The 23,083-nt window shown below is 62.6% G+C and carries 25 protein-coding genes; 22 read left to right on the forward strand and 3 right to left on the reverse strand.

What is annotated here, in order from left to right:
• Positions 1-81: 81 nt before the first annotated feature.
• Entirely contained in the window at positions 82-2,364 is a 2,283-nt protein-coding gene (locus tag H0194_RS07540; RefSeq protein WP_185175317.1) for an FdhF/YdeP family oxidoreductase, read from the forward strand.
• Between the two features lie 142 nt (positions 2,365-2,506).
• Here H0194_RS07540 and H0194_RS07545 read toward each other — a convergent pair whose 3' ends face one another.
• A complete protein-coding gene (locus H0194_RS07545) occupies positions 2,507-2,803 on the reverse strand; it encodes a DUF6457 domain-containing protein (RefSeq protein WP_185175318.1) in 297 nt (98 codons plus the stop codon).
• Positions 2,804-3,095: 292 nt separating this feature from the next.
• Here H0194_RS07545 and rpsH point away from each other — a divergent pair, with 292 nt between their 5' ends.
• From rpsH to H0194_RS07645, 20 genes are all read left to right on the forward strand, one after another.
• Complete coding sequence (rpsH, locus tag H0194_RS07550; protein WP_185175319.1) at positions 3,096-3,488, forward strand: 30S ribosomal protein S8; 393 nt, start codon at positions 3,096-3,098, stop codon at positions 3,486-3,488.
• Positions 3,489-3,504: 16 nt separating this feature from the next.
• Positions 3,505-4,041 (forward strand): 50S ribosomal protein L6, encoded by a 537-nt coding sequence (rplF, locus tag H0194_RS07555; protein WP_185175320.1) that lies wholly within the window; start codon positions 3,505-3,507, stop codon positions 4,039-4,041.
• A 3-nt stretch (positions 4,042-4,044) separates the two neighbouring features.
• Complete coding sequence (gene rplR / locus H0194_RS07560) at positions 4,045-4,446, forward strand: 50S ribosomal protein L18 (RefSeq protein ID WP_185175321.1); 402 nt, start codon at positions 4,045-4,047, stop codon at positions 4,444-4,446.
• A 40-nt stretch (positions 4,447-4,486) separates the two neighbouring features.
• A complete protein-coding gene (gene rpsE / locus H0194_RS07565; RefSeq protein ID WP_185175322.1) occupies positions 4,487-5,110 on the forward strand; it encodes a 30S ribosomal protein S5 in 624 nt (207 codons plus the stop codon).
• 3 nt (positions 5,111-5,113) lie between these two features.
• Positions 5,114-5,299: a 50S ribosomal protein L30 gene (gene rpmD / locus H0194_RS07570; RefSeq protein WP_185175323.1), complete on the forward strand. Its 186-nt coding sequence runs from the start codon at positions 5,114-5,116 to the stop codon at positions 5,297-5,299.
• 7 nt (positions 5,300-5,306) lie between these two features.
• Positions 5,307-5,756 carry a 50S ribosomal protein L15 gene (rplO, locus tag H0194_RS07575; protein ID WP_185175324.1) on the forward strand — a complete coding sequence of 150 codons (450 nt, stop codon included), beginning with the start codon at positions 5,307-5,309 and terminating at the stop codon, positions 5,754-5,756.
• 350 nt (positions 5,757-6,106) lie between these two features.
• Positions 6,107-7,429, forward strand: a complete 1,323-nt coding sequence (secY, locus tag H0194_RS07580) for a preprotein translocase subunit SecY (RefSeq protein WP_185175325.1) — start codon at positions 6,107-6,109, stop codon at positions 7,427-7,429.
• Positions 7,429-7,974, forward strand: a complete 546-nt coding sequence (locus H0194_RS07585) for an adenylate kinase (RefSeq protein WP_185175326.1) — start codon at positions 7,429-7,431, stop codon at positions 7,972-7,974. Before secY ends, H0194_RS07585 begins: the two co-directional genes overlap by 1 nt.
• A 22-nt stretch (positions 7,975-7,996) precedes the next feature.
• Positions 7,997-8,797, forward strand: coding sequence for a type I methionyl aminopeptidase (map, locus tag H0194_RS07590; protein ID WP_185175327.1), 801 nt, complete (start codon positions 7,997-7,999; stop codon positions 8,795-8,797).
• A 77-nt stretch (positions 8,798-8,874) separates the two neighbouring features.
• On the forward strand, positions 8,875-9,747 hold the full coding sequence (locus H0194_RS07595) for a L,D-transpeptidase (RefSeq protein ID WP_246388843.1): 873 nt from the start codon (positions 8,875-8,877) through the stop codon (positions 9,745-9,747).
• Between the two features lie 233 nt (positions 9,748-9,980).
• Positions 9,981-10,199 carry a translation initiation factor IF-1 gene (infA, locus tag H0194_RS07600; protein WP_025251938.1) on the forward strand — a complete coding sequence of 73 codons (219 nt, stop codon included), beginning with the start codon at positions 9,981-9,983 and terminating at the stop codon, positions 10,197-10,199.
• Positions 10,200-10,358: 159 nt separating this feature from the next.
• A complete protein-coding gene (gene rpsM, locus H0194_RS07605; RefSeq protein ID WP_185175329.1) occupies positions 10,359-10,727 on the forward strand; it encodes a 30S ribosomal protein S13 in 369 nt (122 codons plus the stop codon).
• A 3-nt stretch (positions 10,728-10,730) separates the two neighbouring features.
• Positions 10,731-11,132, forward strand: a complete 402-nt coding sequence (gene rpsK / locus H0194_RS07610) for a 30S ribosomal protein S11 (protein WP_185175330.1) — start codon at positions 10,731-10,733, stop codon at positions 11,130-11,132.
• A 22-nt stretch (positions 11,133-11,154) separates the two neighbouring features.
• Positions 11,155-11,760 (forward strand): 30S ribosomal protein S4, encoded by a 606-nt coding sequence (gene rpsD, locus H0194_RS07615; RefSeq protein WP_185175331.1) that lies wholly within the window; start codon positions 11,155-11,157, stop codon positions 11,758-11,760.
• Between the two features lie 146 nt (positions 11,761-11,906).
• Positions 11,907-12,920: a DNA-directed RNA polymerase subunit alpha gene (locus H0194_RS07620; RefSeq protein ID WP_185175332.1), complete on the forward strand. Its 1,014-nt coding sequence runs from the start codon at positions 11,907-11,909 to the stop codon at positions 12,918-12,920.
• A 44-nt stretch (positions 12,921-12,964) separates the two neighbouring features.
• Positions 12,965-13,525: a 50S ribosomal protein L17 gene (gene rplQ / locus H0194_RS07625; RefSeq protein WP_185175333.1), complete on the forward strand. Its 561-nt coding sequence runs from the start codon at positions 12,965-12,967 to the stop codon at positions 13,523-13,525.
• Positions 13,526-13,693: 168 nt separating this feature from the next.
• Positions 13,694-13,816 carry a YgaP family membrane protein gene (locus tag H0194_RS07630; protein ID WP_185175334.1) on the forward strand — a complete coding sequence of 41 codons (123 nt, stop codon included), beginning with the start codon at positions 13,694-13,696 and terminating at the stop codon, positions 13,814-13,816.
• 104 nt (positions 13,817-13,920) lie between these two features.
• Positions 13,921-14,814, forward strand: coding sequence for a tRNA pseudouridine(38-40) synthase TruA (gene truA / locus H0194_RS07635; protein ID WP_185175335.1), 894 nt, complete (start codon positions 13,921-13,923; stop codon positions 14,812-14,814).
• 129 nt (positions 14,815-14,943) lie between these two features.
• Positions 14,944-16,152 carry a type VII secretion protein EccB gene (eccB, locus tag H0194_RS07640; RefSeq protein ID WP_246388846.1) on the forward strand — a complete coding sequence of 403 codons (1,209 nt, stop codon included), beginning with the start codon at positions 14,944-14,946 and terminating at the stop codon, positions 16,150-16,152.
• Positions 16,153-16,180: 28 nt separating this feature from the next.
• Complete coding sequence (locus tag H0194_RS07645) at positions 16,181-16,591, forward strand: TIGR02611 family protein (RefSeq protein ID WP_185175336.1); 411 nt, start codon at positions 16,181-16,183, stop codon at positions 16,589-16,591.
• On the opposite strand, the gene H0194_RS07650 is transcribed toward H0194_RS07645, so the two are convergent.
• Both H0194_RS07650 and eccD read right to left on the reverse strand, forming a co-directional pair.
• Positions 16,518-17,813, reverse strand: coding sequence for a S8 family serine peptidase (locus tag H0194_RS07650; protein ID WP_185175337.1), 1,296 nt, complete (start codon positions 17,811-17,813; stop codon positions 16,518-16,520). The two genes, H0194_RS07645 and H0194_RS07650, sit on opposite strands and share 74 nt — an antisense overlap.
• A gap of 4 nt (positions 17,814-17,817) precedes the next feature.
• A complete protein-coding gene (eccD, locus tag H0194_RS07655; RefSeq protein WP_185175338.1) occupies positions 17,818-19,179 on the reverse strand; it encodes a type VII secretion integral membrane protein EccD in 1,362 nt (453 codons plus the stop codon).
• A 142-nt stretch (positions 19,180-19,321) separates the two neighbouring features.
• Here eccD and eccCa point away from each other — a divergent pair, with 142 nt between their 5' ends.
• Positions 19,322-23,083, forward strand: coding sequence for a type VII secretion protein EccCa (gene eccCa, locus H0194_RS07660; RefSeq protein WP_185175339.1), 3,762 nt, complete (start codon positions 19,322-19,324; stop codon positions 23,081-23,083).

The following is a 23,083-nucleotide window of genomic DNA, read 5'->3' on the forward strand; positions in this document are numbered from 1 at the left end:
GGTGCACGTTGGAATAGTCCAAAAGGGTCAACCTTGGCCACCACGGTTATATTCCCGGGCCTGTTCGGTACTATTTGGAGTATGTCAGCGCCTAACAAAGTAAACCCCATTGCCAACGAGTTTGATAACCCCAAGGTTGGCAACCGCGTGACCGCGGCTGCCGGCATCGGCGGCGTCATGCACGCGATGCAACACGCAGTGCCGAACCGTGCGCTATTGCCGCTCATGACCATGAACAAGGACGGCGGCATCGACTGCCCGGGTTGTGCATGGCCAGAGCCGCCGCAAGAGCAGCTTGGAGTCGTTGAGTTCTGTGAAAACGGAGCGAAGGCGATCGCGCAGGAGACCACCCCGGACCGCGTCTCCCGTGAATACTTCGCTAACACCACCGTGCAGCAGATGCGCGAGGCCACCGACTACGAGCTGGATCAGCTGGGCCGCCTTCGGGAGCCTATGCTGTACGACCGCTCCAAGGGTGACGAGAAGTACCACCCGATCTCCTGGGATGAGGCGTTCCGCCTGATTGCTGAGCAGCTCAAGGAAACCGAGCCGAACCGCTCCATTTGGTACACCTCGGGCACTGCGGTCAACGAGTCGGCGTACGTCATGGGTTTGCTGGGGCGCCGCATGGGTACCAATAACCTGCCGGACTGCGCCAACATGTGCCACGACTCCACTGGCGTTGCCCTGGGCAAGACCGTGGGCGTCGGCAAGGGCTCCATCACGATGAGTGACCTGCACACCACGGACCTGCTGCTGTCCGTGGGGCAGAACCCGGGCACCAACCACCCACGCGCGCTCACCGCCTTCCACAAGCTGAAGGAAAACGGCGGCAAAATCGTCGCCATCAACCCGCTGCCCGAGACCGGCCTGATGAAGTTCAAAGAGCCGCAGTCGGTGAAGGGCGCCCTGAACATCCCGAACAAGCTCGCCGACGAATACGTGCAGGTACGCCTTGACGGCGACCGCGCACTGTTCCAGCAGATCAACAAGGAACTGATTCGTCGCGACGCCCTGGACCACGCCTTCCTGGACAAGTTCTGCTCCGGCGTGGAAGAGACCATCGAGCACCTCAAGGGCCTCGATGACGCGATGTTGGAGCGCGGCTCCGGTATCTCCCAGAAGGAAGTCAACAAAATTGTTGACATGGTGGAAAAGGCCGAGACCTGCGTCGTGGCTTGGACCCTTGGCGTGACCCAGCACCGCAACGCGGTGGACACCATCCAGGAAATGGTGAACTTCCTGTTGCTCACCGGCAACATGGGCAAGCCGGGAGCGGGCTCCGCGCCGTTCCGTGGCCACTCCAACGTGCAGGGCGACCGCACCATGGGCATCTTCGAAGCTATGCCGGAGTGGTTCCTGTCCAACCTGGAGAAGGAATTCAACATCCCGATCCCGCGCGAGCACGGCTACTCCACTGTTGAAGCGGCCGAGGCGCTGCGCGACGGCAAGTGCGACTTCTTCCTCTCCCTGGGCGGCAACTACATCCGCGCGGTTTCGGACACCGGTGCGGTGGAAGCTGGCATGGAAAAGACTAAGATGTCCGTGCACCTGCTCACCAAGCTCAACGGCACCTGTGCCTGGCCGGGTGAGAAGGGCCTCATCTTGCCGGTGCGTTCCCGCTCTGACATCGATATTCAGCGCACTGGTCCGCAGAAGGTATCCGTGGAGGCTTCTGACTCCAAGGTCTCTGCGTCGTTCCCCAAGCGCAAGGCCAACCTGGATCTCAAGCTGAAGTCCGAGGTGGAGATCCTGGGCACCATCGGTAAGGCCACCTTTGGTGATGACTTCTGGCAGCCGATGATCGACGACTACGGCGTCATCCGCGATCACATCGCCAACACCATTCCGGGCTTTGAAAACTACAACGAGCGTCTTGAACGCCCGGGTGGTTTCATGCTTCCGCATGCTGCGCGCGAGCGCATCTTCAACACCGAGGACGGCAAGGCGCACCTCACGGTCAACGAGACCAATGTCATCGAGCTGGAAGGTGACCAGCTGCTGCTGTCCACCGTGCGTTCCCACGACCAGTACAACACCATCTCTTATGGATTGGACGACCGCTATCGCGGCGTGCGTGGCGGCCGCCGCGTGCTATTCATCTCCAAGGCGGATCTGGAGCAGCGCGGCCTCAAGGACGGTGACTTGGTAGACATCGTCTCCAACTACGCCGACGGGGAGCGCCGCGCGCCGAACTTCCGCCTGGTGGAGTACGACACCTCCAAGGACTGCGTAACCGGCTACTTCCCGGAGCTGAACGTTCTGGTTCCGCTGTCTGAGCGCGCCAAGGGGTCCAAGACCCCGGTCTCTAAGTCGCTCAAGGTGACGCTGGAACCGCTGGGGCGTAATGCCAAGGATGACTAAGCGCTACAAGGCAAAAGTGCCCGCCTTCCCACAGTCATGGGGAGGCGGGCACTTTCATTGTTGGAGGACCAAAAAGTTCCTGGTGGGGCAATTGTCGTGAGAGATACCCCGGGACGAGAAACTTTTTGGTTGTTGTGAGGGCCTAGGACTCGGCGCTGGCGTCTTCCGCGGCGTCGTCAAGATCCTCGCCGGAGGCGATGAGGGCGCGGAGCTTTTCGACGTGCCCGCGGGCCTCGGCGCCGTCCTTGGATGCGAGGCCAACCAAGTACGCGGTCAGCGGGGCAGCGGGGCGAGAACGGTTGTGGGCCACGTCCTTGGTGAGATCGAGGAGCTCACGGGTGAGGGACGTCGCTTCGGTTTTGTCCAAGCCAAGCTGTTCAGCGGCGGTGACTAGCCACTGGTGCGCAGATTCCATTTCCTGGGGATTGTCTTTAGCCATGACAAGAAGCCTACCAGCGCACTACATAGGAGAGGATTTGGGAAAACCGGGGGGTGACGGGTAGTGTTAGCCGACGGATCTGTGCGCGTACCTCCGGTAGGCGTGCAGCCGTGTAAGAACTTAACATTTCAACTTTGTTGTAGGCCCCTCGCCGGTATGCGGACCGTGGTGTGAAAAGAGTGGCGAGCGCCCCATGCTATTGAGTGTGGGGAGCGTCAGTAGCTCGACATGCACTCGGAGAACGTTTTGAGGTGAGCAACGGGAACCGCAACGAGAAAGGTAACGGTCACTTATGACCATGACTGATCCTATTGCCGACATGCTGTCGCGCGTGCGTAACGCAAGTAACGCACACCACGACACCGTGTCGATGCCTTCCTCCAAGCTCAAGGTGAACATCGCCGAGATCTTGAAGTCTGAGGGCTACATTGCTGACTACCAGGTTGAGGAAAACAAGGGCAAGACCCTGACCCTCGAGCTGAAGTACAACAACCGCGAGCGCTCCCTGTCGGGCCTGCGTCGCGTGTCCAAGCCGGGCCTGCGTGTCTACGCAAAGTCCACCAACCTGCCGAAGGTCTTGGGTGGCCTGGGCGTGGCAATCATTTCCACGTCTCAGGGTCTGCTCACCGACCGTCAGGCTGAAGAGAAGGGCGTAGGCGGAGAAGTTCTCGCCTACGTCTGGTAAAGGGAGGTTTGACTAAATGTCTCGAGTAGGTCTAGCTCCTATCGCTTTGCCGAGCGGCGTCGAAATCAAGGTTGACGGCCAGAACGTTGAGGTAAAGGGCTCCAAGGGCACCCTGTCCCAGGAGATCCCGGCACCGATCAGCGTTGCTGTTGAGGACGGCCAGATTGTCGTTTCTCGCCCGGACGACCACCGCAAGAACCGTGCTCTGCACGGCCTTTCCCGCTCCCTGGTGAACAACATGGTTGTTGGTGTGACCGAGGGTTACACCATCAAGATGGAAATCTTCGGCGTTGGCTACCGCGTCCAGCAGAAGGGTAAGAACCTGGAGTTCGCCCTTGGTTACTCCCACCCGATCCTCATTGAGGCTCCGGAGGGCATCACCTTTGCTGTTGACGGCAACACCAAGTTCTCCATCACCGGTATTGACAAGCAGGTTGTCGGACAGATCGCCGCGAATATCCGTCGTCTCCGTAAGGACGATCCTTACAAGGGCAAGGGTATCCGTTACGAAGGCGAGCAGGTCCGTCGCAAGGTCGGAAAGACGGGTAAGTAAGCAATGGCAAACACTGAAAACAACAAGCGCACCCCCATCGGCAAGGATATTTCCACTCGCCGTCGTGAGGCACGTGCACGCCGCCACTTCCGTATCCGTAAGACCCTCCGCGGTACCCCTGAGGCGCCGCGCATGGTCATCCACCGCACCTCCCGCCACATGCACGTTCAGGTCATCGACGACCTGGCGGGCCACACCCTAGTTGCTGCTTCCACCATGGAAGCAGACGTTCGAGCTCTCGAGGGCGACAAGAAAGCCAAGGGTGCCAAGGTCGGCCAGCTCATCGCTGAGCGCGCCAAGGCTGCCGGTATCGAGAAGGTCGTCTTCGACCGCGGTGGCTACAAGTACCACGGCCGCGTCGCAGCTCTGGCTGACGCCGCACGCGAAGGCGGTCTGGAGTTCTAATGGCTAACATTTACGGAAACATCAACGGAAGGAACGCCTAATGTCGGACCGTGAACAGCGTGACGGCGGACGCTCCGCCGAGAACAAGAACAACAAGCGCGATGGCCGCAACGACCGTCGCAACGATCGTCGTAACCAGGACAACGAGCGCGATAAGTACATCGAGCGCGTTGTGACCATCAATCGCGTGTCCAAGACCGTCAAGGGCGGCCGCCGCATGGGCTTCACCGCCCTCGTGGTGGTCGGCGACGGCCAGGGCATGGTTGGTGTTGGCTACGGCAAGGCTAAGGAAGTCCCTGCTGCAATTCAGAAGGGTGCCGAGGAAGCTCGCAAGAACTTCTTCCGCGTCCCGATGATCGCAGGCACCATCACCCACCCGGTTCAGGGTGAGGACGCTGCTGGCATCGTGATGATGAAGCCTGCTGCTCCTGGTACCGGTGTTATCGCCGGCGGCGCTGTCCGTCCGGTTCTCGAGTGCGCTGGCGTGCAGGACATCCTGTCGAAGTCCCTGGGCTCCGACAACGCCCTCAACGTCGTCCGCGCTACCGTGGACGGCCTCAAGCAGCTGGTACGCCCTGAAGAGGTCGCCGCACGTCGTGGCAAGACCCTCGAAGAGGTCACTCCGGCCCGTATGCTGCGTAAGCGCGCAGGTCAGGAGGCGTAAATCATGGCTTTGAAGATTACACAGGTAAAGGGCCTGGTAGGCACCAAGCCGAACCACCGCAAGAACATTGAGGCTCTTGGCCTCAAGCGCATTGGGCACACCGTCGTCAAGAACGACACCCCGATCGTTCGCGGCATGGTTCACAAGGTGCGTCACCTGGTCACCGTTGAAGAAGTGGCAGGGGAGTAGATACACCATGGCTGATATCATCAAGCTGCACGATCTGCGCCCGACCAAGGGTGCAAATAAGCCAAAGACCCGCGTTGGCCGCGGTGAGGCATCCAAGGGTAAGACCGCGGGCCGCGGTACCAAGGGTACCAAGGCACGTAAGCAGGTTTCGGCAGCATTCGAGGGTGGCCAGATGCCCATCCACATGCGCCTGCCTAAGCTGAAGGGCTTCAAGAACCCGAACAAGATCACCTACCAGGTGGTTAACGTTTCTGACCTGGCCAAGGCATTCCCGAACGGCGGCGACGTTGCAGTTGCTGACCTCGTGGCTGCTGGCCTGGTTCGCAAGAACCAGCCGGTTAAGGTGTTGGGCAACGGCGACATCTCCGTCAAGCTCAACGTCACCGCAGACAAGTTCTCTAAGTCTGCAGTGGAGAAGCTCGAGGCTGCCGGTGGCTCCACCACCGCCACCAAGTAGTCTGAGATTTTCCCGGAGGTCTTCGTAGAAGACTGTGATGCCGCCCTTCCCCACACGGGGAGGGGCGGTTGTCGTTTTTCACTGTCTTCACTAGCTTCCACATAGCGGCCCTGGTGTAGTTGAATCGCCCACTTCAAGGGCTCACATTTCACGCCGCTCGCGCCTGGGGCCGATTTGAGTGACCCTCGAATAACGAGTCGAGGCAGGGAGCTGGTAGAGTTTCCATGTTGTATATGCTGCGCCTGAGAGATAGGGCGCGGTGACGAATGATTAATTAAACTGACTTCTTAGCTGTCACCTCGGCCTATTTGTGTCTGGGTGAGGGTAAATGGAGTGCCAGGAGGCTCATAGTGTCCGCTATTTTGCAGGCTTTTAAGGACGCCGATCTGCGGAAGAAGATCATCTTCACCATCGTGATGATCATCGCCTACCGCATCGGTGCACAGATCCCGACGCCGGGCGTGGATTACGCGTCGATTGCCGGCCGTCTTCGTCAGCTCACCGAGCAGTCTGGTGATCTGTACTCGGTCATTAACCTGTTCTCTGGCGGCGCGCTACTACAGCTCTCCATCTTCGCCATCGGCATCATGCCGTACATTACGTCCTCAATTATCGTGCAGCTGCTCACCGTGGTTATTCCGCACTTCGAGCAGTTGAAGAAGGAGGGCCAGTCTGGCCAGACCAAGATGACGCAATACACGCGGTATCTCACCGTCGCGCTGGCGTTGTTGCAGTCGTCTGGCATTGTCGCACTGGCAGACCGTCAGCAGCTGCTGGGCCAGGGCGTGGAGGTACTGCAGGCGGACCGAAACATCTTTACGCTCATCATGATGGTCATCGTCATGACCTCCGGCGCGGTGCTCGTCATGTGGATGGGTGAGCTGATTACCGAGAAGGGCATCGGCAATGGCATGTCCCTGCTGATCTTCGCTGGCATCGCCACCCGCCTGCCCACGGACGGCATGAACATCCTGAAGAACAACGGCGGCTTGGTGCTGTCCATGATCATCCTCGGCATGATCGTCTTGGTTATTGGCATTACGTTCATTGAGCAGGGCCAGCGCCGTATCCCGGTGCAGTACGCCAAGCGCATGGTGGGCCGCCGCCAGTACGGTGGCTCCTCCACCTACCTGCCGCTGAAGGTCAACCAGGCCGGCGTTATCCCGGTCATCTTCGCGTCCTCTCTCATCTATATGCCGGTTCTGATCACGCAGATCGTTAACTCCGGCACTGCCACCCCTCCGGACAACTGGTGGCAGCGCAACGTCATTTCGTGGCTGCAGGCACCGAGCTCCTGGCAGTACATTCTGCTCTACTTCGCGCTCACCATCTTCTTCTCGTACTTCTACGTCTCCGTGCAGTACGACCCTGCGGAGCAGGCCGACAACATGAAGCGCTATGGTGGATTTATCCCAGGCATTCGTCCTGGCCGCCCGACCGCGGAGTACCTCGGCTTCGTTATGAACCGCCTGCTGGCAGTCGGCGCACTCTACTTGGGTGCCATCGCGGTTTTGCCGAATATCCTGATGGACCTTGGCGTGGGCGGTAGCTCGGCCGGCGGTTCCGCCTTCGGCGGTACGGCCATCCTGATTATGGTCTCGGTTGCCCTGACCACCGTCAAGCAAATTGAATCCCAACTCCTGCAAAGCAACTACGAAGGACTTCTCAAGTAATGCGTCTCGTACTTCTCGGCCCTCCCGGTGCCGGCAAAGGCACCCAAGCAGCCATCCTTAGCGAAAAGCTCGGCATCCCACACATTTCCACCGGCGACCTGTTCCGCGCCAACATTGGCGAGGGCACCCCGCTGGGTAAGGAAGCCAAGGAATACATTGACGCCGGCAAGCTCGTGCCGACCGATGTCACCGCGCGCATGGTTGAAGACCGCCTCACCCAGGAGGACGCCCAGGGTGGCTTCCTGCTGGACGGCTTCCCTCGTACCGTCGAACAGGCGGAGATTCTGAAGGACCTGCTGGCCAAGAATGGCCACACGCTCGATGGCGTGCTGAACTTCGAGGTGTCTGAGGACGTCGTCGTGGAGCGCATGCTCGCTCGTGGCCGTGCAGATGACAACGAAGAGACCATCCGTACCCGCCTTGGCGTGTACCGCGACGAGACCTTCCCGCTCATTCAGCACTACGGCGATGACATCATCTCCATCAAGGCTGAGGGCGACGTTGAGGAGATTAACGAGCGCGCCATGAAGGCGGTCGGTCGCTAGGCCGATCGTAGGATAAGACGTCATGGGTTTTAGGCGCCGCAGCAAACGTATCCCCGCGAAGACTCCGGGGGAACTGGACGCGATGGCCGCGGCCGGCAATGTAGTCGGTCAGGCTCTCGCCGCAGTGCGTGATGCTGCGGCGCCTGGCGTTTCTACCCTCGAGTTGGACCGCATCGCTGAGGAGGTCATTCGCGGCGCTGGTGCGGTGCCGACGTTTAAGGGCTACGAAGGCTTCCCCGCGTCCATTTGCTCGTCGATCAACGAGGTTATTGTCCACGGAATCCCCTCCGCCGATGATGTTGTGGTTCCCGGGGATCTCATCTCTATCGACTGCGGCGCCACCTTGGATGGCTGGGTGGGGGATTCCGCCATCAGCATTGCTATCGGTGAGGTAGACCCGGACGTCGAGAAGCTCAACAAAGCCACCGAATGGGTTTTGTATGAAGGGCTTCAAGCTATGGTCCCGGGCAACCGGTTGACCGACGTCTCACACGCCCTGGAGGTGGCCACCCGCGCCGCGGAGGAGCGTTTCGACGTCCCGTTGTTCATCGTGGACGGCTACGGTGGGCATGGCATTGGCCGCACGATGCACGAAGACCCTTACCTGGCCAACGAAGGCAAGCCCGGCCGCGGGCCAGAAATCCAAGAAGGATCCGTGCTGGCTATCGAGCCCATGCTGGCTTTGGGCACCGAAGATAGCGCAGTCCTTGAAGACGAGTGGACCGTGGTGACCACCGATTTCTCTTATGCGGCCCATTGGGAGCACACCGTGGCGGCGACAGCCGAGGGCCCTCGCATCCTTACGCGTCGTTCTGGTAAATAGTGCGACTTTGCTAATTTTTTGCGGAAACTCTTAATTCGGTCTATGCGAATGTCGATTCAATGTCTATAATTGCCTGCATGTTGAACTCCGCTCGTAAGAACTCTGCCTTGCGCCGCCGCCTGGTTGCCGTGACGGCAGCCGTTGCCGTTGGCTTCAGTGGCGGCGTCGTAGCGCCGACCGCTACCGCGCAGTCCTCCCAGCCCACCACCATCGATTCCATGTCCTCGGACTTGATCGACAAGTCCGGCCTGGAACGTCTGTACAACACCACCCGTGAGGATGCTTGGGACGTCCGTAACCAGGTGATGACCCGCTTGCAGGACGTTGACCCGGCCACCGCGCGTTCCCTGCGCGGCGCCGTTGACGGTCTGGTGGACCTCCTGTTCCCGGGTCTGGTGGCCCAGAAGAAGGCAGAGGAACGCGCGGAGCAGAAGCGTCGCGCGGCAGCGAAGGCGAAGGCTGACCGCATCGCCCGCGCCAAGGCTGCTGAGGAGCGCCGCAAGCTGCGCGAGGCCCGCGAGGCTGAGGAGCGTGCCCGTAAGGCATCTGCAGCGAAGAAGGCTGCTGCTAAGAAGGCTGCCGCGAAGAAGCGCTACAACACCGGCCCGTGCCCGGCTGATGCCGACGTGTGCGTGGACCGTAACGGTCGCCGCACCTGGCTGCAGGAAAACGGCCGCGTGACCTACGTGGCTGCAGGCATGGCCCCGGGCAAGCCGGGCGAGGAGACCCCAGCGGGCACGTTCTACGTCAACCGTAAGATCAAGGACGAGATCTCCTACGAGTTCAACAACGCTCCGATGCCATACGCCATTTACTTCACCAACAATGGCCACGCATTCCACGCTGGTGATCCGGCCTACCTGTCCAACGGCTGCGTACGCCTGACCTACGAGGCAGCACAGAAGTACTTCCAGGAGCTGCAGATCGGCGATAAGGTCTTCATCTACTAGACCACGTTGCGCACGGGCATAGCCCCTGCGCAACGGTTTCTCGCACCGCGCCCCTCCCTGACGTCGACAAGCACGAAGGGGGAGAGGGGCGCGGTTTTGGGTTTTCGTGTCGCAACCCTGTATGCTTTGCCAGTGGTGTATATCCGCGTCCCAGGTGGCGCGATGTATTCCTCGTGAGTAGACAACAATGATGCAGGTGGCCGTACTTGAAGGCCACCAGGAATGTAGAGGTTATGGCTAAGGAAGGCGCAATCGAGGTAGAGGGCAAGATTATCGAGCCCTTGCCCAACGCAATGTTCCGTGTCGAGCTCGACAACGGGCACAAGGTTCTCGCCCACATTTCGGGCAAGATGCGTCAGCACTACATCCGCATCCTCCCAGAGGATCGCGTGGTCGTGGAGCTGTCTCCTTATGACCTGACCCGCGGACGCATCGTCTACCGATACAAGTAAACACTGTAAGCCTCCTTTCCCAGGCCACTTGCTAGGTCAAGTGTGCCGTCTACCTCGGGCCGCGGTGGCCTGAGCCCCACCATGAGTCGCGCCTGCGTGCGTGACGGTGAGGGACGGGTGGGGAGAAAACCACCGTAACAATTGAAAGGTAGTTGCCATATGGCACGTCTAGCTGGTGTTGATCTCCCGCGCAACAAGCGCATGGAGATCGCTCTCACCTACATCTACGGCATCGGTCCAACCCGTGCCAAGGAGCTTTTGGAAAAGACCGAAATCTCTCCCGATCTGCGCACCGACGATCTGAGCGATGAGCAGCTGTCTGCTCTCCGTGATGTCATCGAGGCTTCCTGGAAGGTCGAGGGTGACCTCCGCCGCCAGGTTCAGGCTGACATCCGTCGCAAGATTGAAATTGGCTGCTACCAGGGCCTGCGCCACCGTCGTGGCCTGCCAGTCCGTGGTCAGCGCACCAAGACCAACGCTCGTACGCGTAAGGGTCCGAAGAAGACGATCGCTGGAAAGAAGAAGTAACCTATGGCTCCGAAGACTAACACCGCGCGCCGTTCCGGCCGTCGCGTTGCTAAGAAGAACGTGGCCGCAGGCCACGCGTACATCAAGTCCACCTTTAACAACACCATCGTGTCCATCACGGACCCGCATGGTGCTGTCATCTCCTGGGCATCCTCCGGCCACGTCGGCTTCAAGGGTTCCCGTAAGTCCACTCCTTTCGCTGCGCAGATGGCTGCTGAGTCCGCTGCCCGCAAGGCAATGGAGCACGGCATGAAGAAGGTTGACGTATTCGTCAAGGGCCCGGGTTCGGGCCGCGAAACTGCTATCCGTTCGCTCCAGGCCGCCGGCCTGGAGGTGTCCTCGATCGCGGACGTGACGCCGCAGCCACACAACGGTTGCCGTCCTCCGAAGCGTCGTCGCAACTAAGGGAAGGAAGAGGTAACTAAAAATGGCTCGTTATACTGGCCCCGCTACCCGCGTATCCCGCCGTCTTCGCGTCGACCTGGTCGGCGGAGACATGGCTTTTGAGCGTCGTCCTTACCCTCCGGGGCAAGCCGGCCGTAACCGTATCAAGGAATCTGAGTACCTCCTGCAGCTGCAGGAGAAGCAGAAGGCTAAGTACACCTACGGTGTGCTGGAGCGTCAGTTCCGCCGCTACTACGCTGAGGCAAACCGCCTCCCAGGCAAGACCGGTGACAACCTGGTTGTTCTGCTTGAGTCCCGCCTGGACAACGTTGTCTACCGTGCAGGTCTGGCTCAGACCCGCCGTCAGGCACGTCAGCTGGTGTCCCACGGTCACTTCACCGTGAACGGCAAGAAGGTTAACGTTCCTTCTTTCCAGGTCTCCCAGTACGACATCATCGACGTTCGGGATCGTTCCCAGAAGATGATGTGGTTCGAAGAGGCTCAGGACCGTCTGGCCGACGCTCAGGTTCCTGCTTGGCTGCAGGTTGTTCCTGATACCCTGCGCATTCTCGTGCACCAGCTGCCCGAGCGCGCTCAGATCGACATCCCGCTGCAGGAGCAGCTCATCGTCGAGCTTTACTCGAAGTAAGATTGGGTGCCGTGGGGGCGCGCTGGGCCAACAGCCTTGCCGCTCCCTCGCGGTACGCATTCGCACTGTACGTGCATCTGTTTCGAATTCTTCATCTTTATCCACCTATCGGCGTCAAATAGCGGTCGCCGCAAAGGAGAAGTTCCATGCTCATTTCCCAGCGTCCACAGTTGACCGAGGAAGTTATCGATTCCGCTCGTTCTAAGTTCACCATTGAACCGCTCGAGCCAGGCTTCGGCTACACCCTTGGCAACTCCCTGCGTCGTACCCTGCTGTCCTCCATCCCAGGCGCAGCAGTGACCTCCATCAAGATTGAGGGTGTGCTCCACGAGTTCACCACCATCTCCGGTGTGAAGGAAGACGTCTCCGAGATCATCTTGAACATCAAGGGCCTGGTGCTGTCCTCTGACTCTGACGAGCCAGTGGTCATGTACCTGAGCAAGGAGGGCGCTGGTCAGGTGACTGCCGGTGACATCCAGCCCCCGGCCGGTGTGGAGATCCACAACCCGGATATGCACATCGCCACGCTGAATGATTCGGCTCGTCTGGAAATGGAGCTCGTCGTGGAGCGTGGCCGTGGCTACGTTCCTGCGGCACCGACGTCCGGTGATATCGGCCGCATTCCGGTTGATCAGATCTACTCCCCAGTGCTCAAGGTTTCGTACAAGGTCGAGGCAACTCGTGTCGAGCAGCGCACCGACTTTGACAAGCTGATCATTGACGTGGAGACCAAGAACTCGATTTCCGCTCGCGACGCCCTGGCGTCCGCAGGCGGCACCCTGGTGGAGCTGTTCGGACTCGCTCGCGAGCTGAACACCGCTGCCGAGGGCATCGAGATCGGCCCGTCCCCGCAGGAGACTGAGTACATCGCCGCTTACGGCATGCCGATTGAGGACCTGAACTTCTCCGTGCGCTCCTACAACTGCCTGAAGCGCCAGGAAATCCACACCGTTGGTGAGCTCGCCGAGTGCACCGAGTCGGACCTGCTGGATATCCGTAACTTCGGTCAGAAGTCGATCAACGAGGTAAAGATCAAGCTGGCTAACCTGGGCCTGGCTCTCAAGGACACTCCTGAGGACTTTGACCCAACCCAGCTCGAAGGCTACGACGCTGCCACCGGTGACTTTGTTGACCCGGCCGGCGCAGATGACACCGAGTAAGACGCTCACGCGCTCAACTTAAATCGCAATCGAGGAGTACAAGAATGCCTACCCCGAAGAAGGGTGCCCGTCTCGGCGGCTCCGCTGCACAGCAGGCTCACCTGCTGTCCAACATGGCAGCTAGCTTGATCGAGCACGGCGCTATCAAGACCACCGACGCCAAGGCGAAGCTGCTTCGTCCTTACGTTGAAAAGCTCATCACCAAGGCGAAGTCCGGCACCGTTGCTGACCGCCGCGAGGTAGCCAAGAAGATCCCGCACAAGGATGTTGTGGCTTACCTGTTCAACGAGCTGGCTCCGAAGTTTGAGAACCGTGAGGGTGGCTACACCCGCACCATCAAGCTGGAGAACCGCTCCGGTGACAACGCTCCGATGTCCCAGATTTCCCTGGTTCTCGAGGAGACCGTTTCTGCTGAGGCGTCCCGCGCTACCCGCGCTGCTGCTTCCAAGAAGGCAGAGGAAGAAAAGGCCGAGGAGACCACCGCTGCTGAGGAGACCACCGAGGCTCCTGCAGAGGAGGCCACCGAGGCGGAGGCAACCGAGGCCCCGGCCGAGGAAACCGCTGCTGACGAGGCTGAGTCCGCAGAGGACAAGGAAGAGAAGTAATTCTCTTTATCGGTTAAGAGCTGAAACTCACAACCGCATCCCGGCGCCTTAAAGGTGCCGTGAGGTGCGGTTGTTTGTTTTTTCGGGCCTGGGTCAGCGTTTGGGGAATGCCGTGCAGTGCCGTTGAGTTAAAGGTGTAATAAATACATATGTGGAGAGGTGATCGCCATGATCAAGAACGCCAATGTCATCGACAGCCGCATCCGCATCGTCGTGGGCGTCCCGTGCGCTGCCGGTGCCACCCGTTTCTGTCCGCTGTACAAGGCGCTGGGCATCTTTACCCAGAAATAGCGCACCGGAGAGCAGAGAGAGTGGGCTTGATGACGTCGCCCTCCACGGCGTCGTCAAGCACCGTGCGCGAGAGCACGCGCGGAAGTGCACTAGACTTCTAGGCCATGACTGATTCTGCTTCCGCCACCACAGAACCGGTACGTCTGCGCTTAGATCTGGCGTACGACGGCACCGACTTCCACGGTTGGGCGCGCCAGAAGCCGCAGGGCGGCGAGGAACTGCGCACGGTGCAAGGCGTTGTAGAGGACACCTTGTCGCTCATCTTGCGGCAACCGGTGCAGCTGACCGTGGCGGGGCGCACCGACGCCGGGGTTCACGCCGCAGGGCAGGTGGCACACGCTGACATTGATCCCGCAGGACTAGAGCAGCGTTCCATTGACGGCGATCCGGGCCGACTCGTGCGGCGCCTCGCCCGCCTGTTACCCCGGGACATCCGGGTCTCGGCGTGTTCCTTCGCGCCCGAGGGTTTTGACGCGCGCTTTTCTGCGCTGCGCCGCCACTACGTCTACCGAGTGTCCACCGACCCGGCGGGGCCGTTGCCCACGCGGGTACGTGACACGGCGCCGTGGCCCAAGGAGGTGGATCTCGGCGCAATGCAGGACGCCGCCAACGCCCTCGTGGGTCTCCACGACTTCGCTGCTTTCTGCAAGGCGAAACCCCACGCCACCACCATCCGTGAGCTTGAGGCCTTCGTGTGGCACGACGCCTCCACGCCACAAGAGCCCGGCGTGTACGAGGCCCACGTCAGCGCGGACGCTTTCTGCTGGTCCATGGTGCGCTCCCTGGTGGGCTGCTGCCTGGCGGTGGGTGAGGGGCGCCGCGACGTTGACTTCGCCGCCGCCATGCTGCATGAGACGCAGCGCAGCTCGTCGATCCCCGTCGCCCCCGCTGAAGGCTTGTCGCTGGTTGGCGTGGACTACCCCGCGCCGGAAGAACTGGCTACACGAGCCGCCGTGACCCGCGACCGGCGCAGCCCTGAGGAGCTCGGCGAGGCCTAGCCTTCCACGTGGCCGGGCGGCGGGAAGCGACCGCTTGGGGTGGGACAGGTTTGTGCCGTGCGGTGGCGCGGTGCGCGGGGACTGGCTAGGCTGTGGTGCGAACACAACGATTCTCGGGGGAGAAAACTCGTGGCGCACACACTGCTGCCTACGACTACTGCACAGGTGTCGGGGCATAAATTCTTGCAACGTCGGGTGGAGCACGGCCTCATCATGGGCGATATCCGCATGCTCCATGATCCGCTGGCTAAGCGCCAGCGTGCCTTCATCTTTGGCACGGTGGCGGTGGTGCTCCTAGCGCTGGGCTCGGGGCTACTCGCCTGGCTACGCCCCGAACCCCACCCGGGTGATGCGGCGATAGTGCGCACGGGCCACGGCCAGGTGTTGGTGCGTGTCGACGATCGCTTGCACCCCGTGGCCAACATCGCCTCCGCCCGGCTCATCGCTGGCGAGGCCACAGACCCACAGGCGTTGGGGGACGAAGCACTGCATGCCGCGCCACGGGGAGTGCCGTTGGGGATAGCGGGAGCCCCGGAATCACTCGCCCCCGGAGGGGCGACCGGGTGGGCAGCCTGCCTGGACCCGTACCCGCAGCAGGACGCAGCGAGCGGCGAACACAGCGCCCGCACGGACTTTAAGACCACCTTCGGCCCCGACGGTGATCCCGCGGCCGAGGTCATCGTCCTGGCGGGCGCTCGCCTACGCTCGCTGGGGGAGCGCGAGGCGGTGATTGTGGACATCGGCGCTGACGAATGGCTCGTGAGCGCGCGGGGACGAACGCGCCTGGGCGAGGACTTGCGGAAGAGTTGGGGGATCCCGGACGATGCGCCACGCTGGCCAGCCCCGGCACGCTACCTGGAAGCCTTCGTGGAACGGCCAGAACATGAGATGTTTCCAGACGTGCCAGAAGAAAGAGAGGGCAACGCCGGCCTGTCTTTCCTCGAGCCGCCGACTGATGGAGTTCAAGGTGGCCCGCCTGCCGGGTGGCTGTGCGCGGATGCGGCAGGTGAGGCAGGGGCGGTGGAGCCCACCGCTGATGCCGTGGCCCTGCCGACGCGTCAGGGCGGCGAGCACACACGTGATGATGCACCGGGAACATCCGCCTCGCCCGCAGTGGCCAGCCGCTTCGGCGGCCTGGAGGACGCCGTGGGAGTGGACACGGGCGCAGGATTTCTCGTGGTCTCCGCAAGCGGGTACCGACACGACGTCCCCGATGTCGCCACCCTGGATATCCTCGGCGCGGCGGGCGCGACGCCGGCCCCGTGGCCTATCCTCGCGCTGCTGCCGGAAGGACCTGCCCTCCACACTGAGGCCGCGCTGCGCCCGCTGTTGGAATAGTCCGGACCTGCTGGAGTAGATTCCAGATATGGCAACGATGCGCGATTCCATATCGTCCCGTGTGGAGCGCTTGAGAGGGTTTCACGAGCAGCAGAAGTCCCGCCGTTTCGGGTTCCTCGTGCGGCCGCTGACCCTGCTGCTCGGCTGGACCGTGTTGATAGTCGGCGTGCTCACCATTCCGCTTCCCGGCCAGGGCTGGCTCACCACGTTCGTGGGCGTGGGCATTTTGTCCCTGGAACAGCATTGGGCCCACCGCCTTTTGGAGTGGGGCGTGGAACTCTACGATCGGTTTTTCGCTTGGTTCGCGCGCCAGTCTGCCGGCGTCCGTATCATGCTGATAGTGCTGCTCATCGCCGTAATCTGGGCTATTTTCGGCGTTGGCGTGTATCTTTTTTGGCGCTCTGGCGGGTTCGCCACCTTCGGGTGGTCCCCAGCATAAAGGCGCCGCAGGCGATCAACAGTGCCAGGGCGCTCAAACAGCGGCCGGCCCGGCGCAGGGCAGCGGATTGTTGCGCGTGCGCCGCAGGCGCGATCTCAATTGTGGCCGTCGGCGCACCAGCGGAATCCGGTGACGCCGCCCGGTACGGCTCAGTCGCAGCGCTGACCACCCCGAGCGCGTCCACGTATCCGGTGACCGGGTGGGCATGGTCGTGCAGCAACTCTCGGATGGCGGCGGCGCTAAGACTGGGGTGCCGGTGTTTGAGCAGCGCGACGGTGCCGCTAACGAGCGGGGCGGCGAAGCTGGTGCCGGCGAACGGCTTTTCCTCACGACTATCCGTGATCGTGCCGCGCGCCCAGCCTGTGGCATCTGGCGATAGTCCCACCGGGACCACACCGGCCGCTGACAGTGGCGCGCGGGGCGCCGGGATGGAATAGTCCGCCGTCGTCGCCGGGGAGTCCAACGCCCCCACGGCCAGGACTGTTTCCTCGTGGGCGGGGTAGACCACCCAGCCAGGCTGGCAGTGCGAACCCTTGTTACCTGCCGCGGCCACCACCACGGCGTCGGCTTCCTCAGCGCGTGCCAGGGCCTTGTCTAGCGCGCGGGTATCCAACGTGGCCGCCACGCGCGCCGGGACGCAGGAGACCACGGAGACGTTGATGACGTCCGCTTTGTGCTCGACCGCCTCGTCAATGGCTTGGGCGAGGCTGGCCAGGCTACCGGCCGCGCGCTGGCGGGCCTGGTTCTCCTCGTTTCTGTCCCCGTCGTCGGTCGCGGGGTCTTCGCGCCGGTAGTGCGCACTGGTTTGGCGTACGCTGAGCACCCGGGCGTCGGGGGCGATGCCGCTATCGTGTGCGGCGATAACCCCGGCCACCACGGTGCCGTGGCCGTCGCAGTCCAGAAACGGCTGCGGATCGTCAGGTGTCACTAGGTCCGGTCCGGCGTCGAGATGACGGAGCTGCGGGTGCTTGGCGACGCCCGTGTCGATCACTGCCACGGTGATCCCCTCGCCCGTGGCCAGAGCATGCAGCCGGGCGCGGTAGTCGCGCTGCTCCCGCGTGGGCCGGGGCGAAAGCTCCTTGGCGGTCGCGGGACGAGTGCAGGGCTTATCAGGTTCGCGGGCGGCGGCGGGCGCGACGTCGCTAAGCGTCCCCACCAGCAACAACGCAAGCAATCCATGCGCCAGTGAGGTGAGTGGTAAAGGCGAGGTGTGGGTGGTCATCGTTCTACCCCAGCCCGCGGATGAGGGCGAAGATGCCGAGCAGATGCACCGCCAGTGGGAGTACCGCCACAATCGCGGCCGTCTCCGCGCGTTCTAACCAGACCCGCGTTGTGGGTTCGACGGTGGGGATGTGCGGCGCCCACACTGGCGCCAGCGCGAGGAGCGCTCCGGCCAGAAGTGCCACGGCCCAGAGGACGGGGCGCTCGGTGAACGTAACTGACGACACCGCGACGCACAGCGCGCCGCCGGCGGTGATGGCCACCACGTATAACGCCCAGGCCTGGCAGGGCCGGTGGTGCCGCGCCGCATGCAGCACTACCGCAATCCCACTGAGCGCGAGGAGCGCGGCGCTGGAGCGGGTTAGCGGAGAGGTGGCTAAGAGAGCAAGTGCGACAAGGCACGCTCCCGACAACGCGAGCAGGACGCCGTCGTGGAGTAGCTGGGCTCGGCGGGCGTGGCCATCTACCTCGGCATCGACGGCGTCGGCGACGGCGAGGTCTTCGCCCGCCGAGGGCAGCGTCGGTACCTTCAAACCCGCGGCGCGAGTCACGATGCCCGGGGCAAGGTGCAGGCACACCAAGACGGTAAGCAATATGGCTGAGCCGAGCGGGAGGCGGAGATCAGCACCGGGTGTTGGCGGCACGGCGGTGCTCAGCGCGGCACCGGCACCGGCGGCAAGGGTGAGGACAACAAAGGTAATGACGGCGGCGGCACTGCGCGGGCTTGCCAGTGAGAGCGCTCCCGCCGCGGCCGCGGCGGCTGCCGCTGTTCCCGCGGCGGCCACCGCCGCCCAGGCGACATCCGTTCCAGGCGTACTCAGCACCGTGCTGAAGGATTCGGCTCCACTGACGCTTCCGAAGGCAGCTGCGGCACCACTGGCAGCAGCGAAAGGAAATAACGCGCGCAGCTGCGGGCGCCACAGGCCACACAGCAAGGCGGCGCCGCACGCCCCGGCCCAGGCAGCGGGCCAGGGGAGAAAAGTGGTGGCCAGGACCGCCAGTGCGCTGAGTCCCAGGATCACCGCGAGTACCGTCACCCCGCGCGGGGCGCCCGCAGTTGTCCCCTCGACCAGCGATTCGGCGGCATCGCGGATGACGGGCGCGGCGAGCTCTTCTTCCGGGACCAGTACCACCACCGCGCCGTCGACAAGCTCGGTGGCATACAGCGGCAGAGCGAGGTTGATGCGTCGGCCTGTCGCGGTGGCTGCGCTCCACGGCCGCGTTGTGGGCGGGGCTCCGATGAGTTCCAGGAGCTCCGGGACTACCTCCGCCAACGCAGAGGTGGCGGGTACAGCGACGTCGAGATGCTTGCGGTAGCCGCCGTCAAGAATGCGAATGGTCAAATGAACCACGTGTGCCAAGGTCATGGCCGATTTCCCCCGATGGATGAAGTCAAGTGTGCGGGCATCCCCTTGCCCTTACGCCCCTATTGTGGCCTAAGATGTGCGGTGTGTCCACAGACACATCTCGGGAGGAATACTAGCTGTCACTTTGGGGGGACTACTAGTCATGCTTGGTGTAAGCATTGAACATATTGTTGATCCATTAAGCGCCACGCAGCGCGAACCTGCGCCGGAGATGCCCACCGGGCAACTGCAGGCGGAGCCGGTACCAGCGGCGCATAAGCCGCAGCCGATGCCCTTGGTGCGCATCATCATGCCACTGGTGATGGTGGTGGCCATGGTGGGGATGGTCGTGTTGCTGGTCCTTGGTGCCGGGCCGGGGCGCACGGTATCGCCCATGATGCTGATGTTCCCACTCATGATGGTCATGTCTATGGCCGCCATGTTCGGTCCAGGGAACGGTGGGGAGGACAAGGACGACGTTCGGCGTTCCTATCTGCGACACCTCCACCTCTTACGGGAGGAGGCCTTGGCCAACGCGGCCGAGCAGCGCGCGGCGGAATGGTTCCGCCACCCAGACCCCGCGGGCGTCCATGCGTGGGTGGGGACCCCGCGCTTGTGGGAACGCCAGGCGACGGACCCGGACGCACTCGAGGTGCGCATCGGTGTGGGCAGCGCGGCGTTGTGCACGCCTATCGACGTCCCCGATCCCGGTGCCGCCGAGGAACTCGACCCGGTGTGCGCGGTGAGTCTGCGCAGGCTCATTGCTGCGGTGGGGACAGTGCCGAATATCCCGGTGGTGGTGCAGCTTCAGGCGTTTCGCTTCCTCGGCATTGCGGGGCCGACGGCGCGTGGGCTGGTGCGCTCGATGCTTCATGCGTTGCTTATCGCGCATGGCCCGGAAGTGGTGGGGCTGCATGTCATCGGGCGCAGTGCCGCAGACCATCGTGAGGTGGCTGAAGGTGCGAAAGCCTCCGGGTGGGAGTGGATGAAGTGGGTTCCCCATGTTCGCAATCCTCGTGACGCGGCGTTTCGCATCCTTGTGGTGGATAGTATCCCGACGACTGGCCTGGAGGAATTCATTGATTCGGAGGAGTGGACGACGATCATCGACGTCGGCTCGCAGCGCTTGACGGCACTGGGGTATCGCGCTGAGCATGAAGGCCTAAGGTTGTGGGCGGGGGAGGAGCTGAAGGTCGTGACCGCGGCGGGCGAGGAGACCCTGGGGCAGTGCGACGCGGTGGCCCTCGCAGAAATGGAGATTTACGCCCGGCAACTGGCAAAATTCCGGCGCCCGCACAACGGCGCCGGCCACGATTCCACCACCGGTGGTGACCCGCTGGGTTTACTGGGGTATGCGAGCGTGGACGAGTTGGTACCGGAGCGCATGTGGCCAGGTCACGACGGGCAGAAATCCCGGCTCGTGGTGCCCATCGGCGTGGATCCTGCGGGGCAGCCGGTGCGGCTGGACTTCAAGGAGCCGGCGCACGGCGGCATGGGGCCGCATGGACTGTGCCTCGGTGCGACCGGGTCCGGAAAAAGCGAATTGCTGAAAACTGTCGTTACGGCACTGGCCGCCACCCACAGCCCGAACGAACTCAACCTCGTGCTCGTGGATTTCAAAGGCGGTGCCACCTTTCTGGAATGCGAAAAGCTCCCGCACACCGCAGCGGTGATCACCAACCTGGAGGATGAAGCGGTACTGGTAGACCGCATGTTTGACGCTATTTCTGGCGAAATGCAGCGTCGCCAACAGGTGTTGCGGGAGGCGGGGAATTTCGCCAACGTTACCGACTACACCGCGGCCCGCAACAAACAGATAGCCGAGCACGGAAGCAGCTCGATGGCGCCACTGCCCGCGCTGCTCATCATCGTGGACGAGTTCTCGGAACTGCTGGGCCAGCACCCGGACTTCGCGGAGTTGTTCGTTGCGGTCGGGCGCCTGGGGCGGTCCCTACACGTCCACCTCCTGCTTGCTTCGCAGCGGCTAGAAGAGGGCCGACTGCGCGGGCTGGATTCTCACCTGTCGTATCGCTTGGGACTCAAGACCTTCTCCGCCGGTGAGTCGCGCCAGGTCCTCGGCGTCCCCGATGCCTACCACCTGCCATCGCAACCGGGCGCGGGGTACCTCAAAACGGATGCGGACGCATTGGAGCGGTTCCAGGCTTCGTACGTCTCCGGGGCAGCGATGCGACCAGTGCGAGCGAGCGACCTCGACGCCACCGGGCTGGGCGAGCCTGCGTCGCGCCCGGCGTTGCAGATATTTGAGGAGTGGACCCAAGAGACGTCGGAAAGCGATGCCGCACTAGGTGCCGCGGCAGGGTCCCAAGGCGCGGGCGTGGCGATGGTCGCCGACGAGTCCACCACGGTCATGGAAGCCGTGGTGGAAGCGGCGGCAGAGACCGCAGAACTGCGTGGCGAATCCGCACACCCCATCTGGCTCCCGCCGTTGCCTGCAGAGGTGTCGCTGGCAGGCGTGGCGGAAGATCACGGCTTCCTGCAGGCTGCCATCGGCATCATCGACCGGCCGTTTCAGCAACGCCAGGATCCGTTCATCGTGGACTTCGGTGCGGAAGGCGGACACCTGGCGCTCTGCGGCGCCCCGCAGATGGGCAAGTCCACGGCGCTACGCACCATCGTGACCTCGCTGGCCGCGACGCACAAGCCTGGTGATGTCCGCTTCTACGTCTTGGATCTCGGCGGCGGGCAACTGCAGGGGCTCGACCTTCTCCCCCACGTGGCCGGGGTGGCGCAGAGCAACGACCCAGAGAAGGTCAACCGGGTGGTGGACGAAGTAGCAGGGTTGGTGGCTCAGCCGGAGCGCCGTCATACGTTCTTGATCATCGACGGTTGGCACCATATTGGCGCGAGCAATGCTGAATACGAAAACCTCGAAGACGCTATCGGTTCCATTGTGGTCGATGGCCCCTCTGCAAACGTGCACGTCGTGCTCGCCACGGGGCGGTGGACCACGATTCGGCCCGCCATCCGCGACCATATTGCGACCCGCGTGGAGCTGCGGTTGGCGGAGGCGCTGGACTCGCTGATTGAACGCAAACGCCAAGAAAAGCTGCCCGCGCTGCCAGGTCGTGGGCTGACCCCGGGAGGTGAGCTCATGCTGCTGGCGCACAGCGGCAACCAGGACGCGGCGCACATCGCAACCGTCGCGCAGCAGCAGGGGCTCGAGCCCGTTCCGCAGCTGAAGATGCTGCCGGAGGAAATACACCTGGATGAGCTCGGGGAGGCGTCGGGGTTGGCATTCGCCCATGGCGGGCGCGATATGACGACCGTGGCGTGGGATCCGGTTCGGGACTCCCACGTGGTATGCGTCGGCTCGGGCGAGAGTGGAAAATCCACGTGGGTGCGGACCATCGCCGCTGGAATCACGCAGCTGGGCCGCGCCGCCGCGCGCATGGTGGTCATCGATCACCGCCGTGCACACCTCGGCGAGCTCGATGAGGACATGGTCGCGGTATATTCGGCCTCCGGCGAGGCAACGGAGAAGGCACTGCGCAGCGCGCACGCCACCTTGTCCGCACGTTTGCCGGGCGAAGACGTCACTCCGGCAGAACTCAAGGCGCGCTCCTGGTGGGAGGGGCCGGAGATTTACATCGTGATTGATGACGTGGAGCTTGTGTCCGACGGAGCGCTGGATCTGCTGCAGGAACTGCTTCCACACTCTCGGGACATTGGGATGCACCTGGTGCTCGCGCGCAAAGCCGGCGGGATAGGCCGCGCGATGTACCAACGCTTCTATTCCGCTCTTCGCGATACTCAACCGGCGGTGTTGCTCTTGGACGCGGACCGTGACGAAGGGGCGATCTTTGGGATGAAGCCCACCCCGCAGCCGCCAGGCCGCGGTAGGTGGCACACGCGCAACGCCGCGCCGTCTTTGGTGCAGGTAGCGCACACGAACAATGAACAGTAG

The organism is Corynebacterium incognita, assembly GCF_014217255.1.
Lineage (GTDB): Bacteria > Actinomycetota > Actinomycetes > Mycobacteriales > Mycobacteriaceae > Corynebacterium > Corynebacterium incognitum.

What these genes read in the sequence shown, in the direction of transcription:
- rplF (WP_185175320.1), top strand. Translation starts at nt 3,505, where the DNA reads ATGTCTCGAGTAGGTCTAGCTCCTATCGCTTTGCCGAGCGGCGTCGAA.
- rplQ (WP_185175333.1), top strand. Translation starts at nt 12,965, where the DNA reads ATGCCTACCCCGAAGAAGGGTGCCCGTCTCGGCGGCTCCGCTGCACAG.
- rpmD (WP_185175323.1), top strand. Translation starts at nt 5,114, where the DNA reads ATGGCTTTGAAGATTACACAGGTAAAGGGCCTGGTAGGCACCAAGCCG.
- H0194_RS07545 (WP_185175318.1), bottom strand. Translation starts at nt 2,803, where the DNA reads ATGGCTAAAGACAATCCCCAGGAAATGGAATCTGCGCACCAGTGGCTA.
- rpsK (WP_185175330.1), top strand. Translation starts at nt 10,731, where the DNA reads ATGGCTCCGAAGACTAACACCGCGCGCCGTTCCGGCCGTCGCGTTGCT.
- rplR (WP_185175321.1), top strand. Translation starts at nt 4,045, where the DNA reads ATGGCAAACACTGAAAACAACAAGCGCACCCCCATCGGCAAGGATATT.
- map (WP_185175327.1), top strand. Translation starts at nt 7,997, where the DNA reads ATGGGTTTTAGGCGCCGCAGCAAACGTATCCCCGCGAAGACTCCGGGG.
- rpsH (WP_185175319.1), top strand. Translation starts at nt 3,096, where the DNA reads ATGACCATGACTGATCCTATTGCCGACATGCTGTCGCGCGTGCGTAAC.
- H0194_RS07620 (WP_185175332.1), top strand. Translation starts at nt 11,907, where the DNA reads ATGCTCATTTCCCAGCGTCCACAGTTGACCGAGGAAGTTATCGATTCC.
- H0194_RS07650 (WP_185175337.1), bottom strand. Translation starts at nt 17,813, where the DNA reads ATGACCACCCACACCTCGCCTTTACCACTCACCTCACTGGCGCATGGA.
- rplO (WP_185175324.1), top strand. Translation starts at nt 5,307, where the DNA reads ATGGCTGATATCATCAAGCTGCACGATCTGCGCCCGACCAAGGGTGCA.
- rpsM (WP_185175329.1), top strand. Translation starts at nt 10,359, where the DNA reads ATGGCACGTCTAGCTGGTGTTGATCTCCCGCGCAACAAGCGCATGGAG.
- H0194_RS07540 (WP_185175317.1), top strand. Translation starts at nt 82, where the DNA reads ATGTCAGCGCCTAACAAAGTAAACCCCATTGCCAACGAGTTTGATAAC.
- H0194_RS07645 (WP_185175336.1), top strand. Translation starts at nt 16,181, where the DNA reads ATGGCAACGATGCGCGATTCCATATCGTCCCGTGTGGAGCGCTTGAGA.
- rpsD (WP_185175331.1), top strand. Translation starts at nt 11,155, where the DNA reads ATGGCTCGTTATACTGGCCCCGCTACCCGCGTATCCCGCCGTCTTCGC.
- H0194_RS07630 (WP_185175334.1), top strand. Translation starts at nt 13,694, where the DNA reads ATGATCAAGAACGCCAATGTCATCGACAGCCGCATCCGCATCGTCGTG.
- rpsE (WP_185175322.1), top strand. Translation starts at nt 4,487, where the DNA reads ATGTCGGACCGTGAACAGCGTGACGGCGGACGCTCCGCCGAGAACAAG.
- eccCa (WP_185175339.1), top strand. Translation starts at nt 19,322, where the DNA reads ATGCTTGGTGTAAGCATTGAACATATTGTTGATCCATTAAGCGCCACG.
- H0194_RS07585 (WP_185175326.1), top strand. Translation starts at nt 7,429, where the DNA reads ATGCGTCTCGTACTTCTCGGCCCTCCCGGTGCCGGCAAAGGCACCCAA.
- eccD (WP_185175338.1), bottom strand. Translation starts at nt 19,179, where the DNA reads ATGACCTTGGCACACGTGGTTCATTTGACCATTCGCATTCTTGACGGC.
- H0194_RS07595 (WP_246388843.1), top strand. Translation starts at nt 8,875, where the DNA reads ATGTTGAACTCCGCTCGTAAGAACTCTGCCTTGCGCCGCCGCCTGGTT.
- truA (WP_185175335.1), top strand. Translation starts at nt 13,921, where the DNA reads ATGACTGATTCTGCTTCCGCCACCACAGAACCGGTACGTCTGCGCTTA.
- infA (WP_025251938.1), top strand. Translation starts at nt 9,981, where the DNA reads ATGGCTAAGGAAGGCGCAATCGAGGTAGAGGGCAAGATTATCGAGCCC.